The organism is Clostridium algoriphilum (assembly GCF_020443705.1).
In the GTDB taxonomy this organism is placed as follows: domain Bacteria; phylum Bacillota; class Clostridia; order Clostridiales; family Clostridiaceae; genus Clostridium_AD; species Clostridium_AD algoriphilum.
The window spans coordinates 1-1,169 of the sequence record NZ_JAIZZK010000101.1; the positions used below are offsets into that span (position 1 = coordinate 1).

2 protein-coding genes are annotated in these 1,169 nt (G+C 24.0%); one reads left to right on the plus strand and one right to left on the minus strand.

Annotated elements, in window-relative coordinates; genetic code table 11:
- Positions 1-186, minus strand: a 186-nt coding sequence (locus tag LGK95_RS22065; RefSeq protein ID WP_226127049.1) for a hypothetical protein, incomplete at its 3' end; no start/stop codon positions are given.
- A gap of 377 nt (positions 187-563) precedes the next feature.
- Here LGK95_RS22065 and LGK95_RS22070 point away from each other — a divergent pair.
- Positions 564-938 (plus strand): hypothetical protein, encoded by a 375-nt coding sequence (locus LGK95_RS22070; protein ID WP_226127050.1) that lies wholly within the window; start codon positions 564-566, stop codon positions 936-938.
- The last annotated feature ends 231 nt before the right edge of the window (positions 939-1,169 follow it).

The following is a 1,169-nucleotide window of genomic DNA, read 5'->3' on the forward strand; positions in this document are numbered from 1 at the left end:
ATTATTTAAATTGAAAACAATGCTTAACTCTTCATTGCTTAGGAAAGTTTCTTCTTTATTCTCACTTACTATCTTTGCTATCTTTCCAATAATAAGTTTTTTATGATTTTCCAGTTCATTATTAAACTCTTGGATAGTTAAATTAGAAAATATGTTAGGTAATATGTTAGATGATGAATAGGTCATAATAATCCTCCATAAAAAAATTAATAATATAATGTATTCTTATTAGTTTTTAAAAATGACATATTTTAGATGAATAGAGGTAAATTTTATTTCTTACCTCCAATTACCTTTTTTCATTTTTCTACTTTATAAGTTATTTTATAGCTATTACCTATAATGTATTAACTTAAGAGTCTGTAGAAATACAGGTTTTATTTATTTTCATTAAAGAAGTTAGTAATTATATGTACGACATTTTTTTAATATGTATCTTAACGTTATATAAATTTACGCTTTGCGGTTACTACCCCTAATATAAAAAATAAAAAAAGTGTAATTTAATTTACATCTTAAATAGTATATATGTATTTAAAGAATAATTAAAAGGGGATAGTAATATGGAAATTTTAAGTTTTATTAAAATTCAAAATGACTTAACAAGAGAAGAATTCAATAATCGATTTAAGATTGAATTTATAGGGACAAAACCAAATGGTGAAGCTAGTTATGGTTTATCGGACGGAGCGGTAGTAGTTAGTTGTCCTCACATAAATTGTTGTGGGATTAATGGAAATTGTAAGAAGTGTTGGGAAAATGCTATGTTAAAAGCAGAATTTAAATACAAGGATCTTTTGCTAGGAAATATTAAAAACTGTAAAACAATAAAAGAATTAGATATTTTAACTATGGATGTGGTGAATGATAAAGATAATTTTGAAGCTAATCAAAAGGCTTTTATTAAAAGGAAGAATGAATTAAACAGAGAAATATAAAATAATTCAACATAATATTAAATTATCTTAAATGGCTTGCACTCTATTATTTATATAAAAACTAAATGTCAGTGAAAGAATAACTTAACGACATTTGATATAGGTCAAAAGAATAAAAGTTTATAGGGGGAATATAAAATATGTTAAATGAAAATAAAGCTAGAGAAATAGTAGAATCGATAAAAGATGAGTCAGTAGGATGTATTAACTATTTAGGTATACAAATGGTTC

What these genes read in the sequence shown, in the direction of transcription:
- LGK95_RS22070 (WP_226127050.1), top strand. Translation starts at nt 564, where the DNA reads ATGGAAATTTTAAGTTTTATTAAAATTCAAAATGACTTAACAAGAGAA.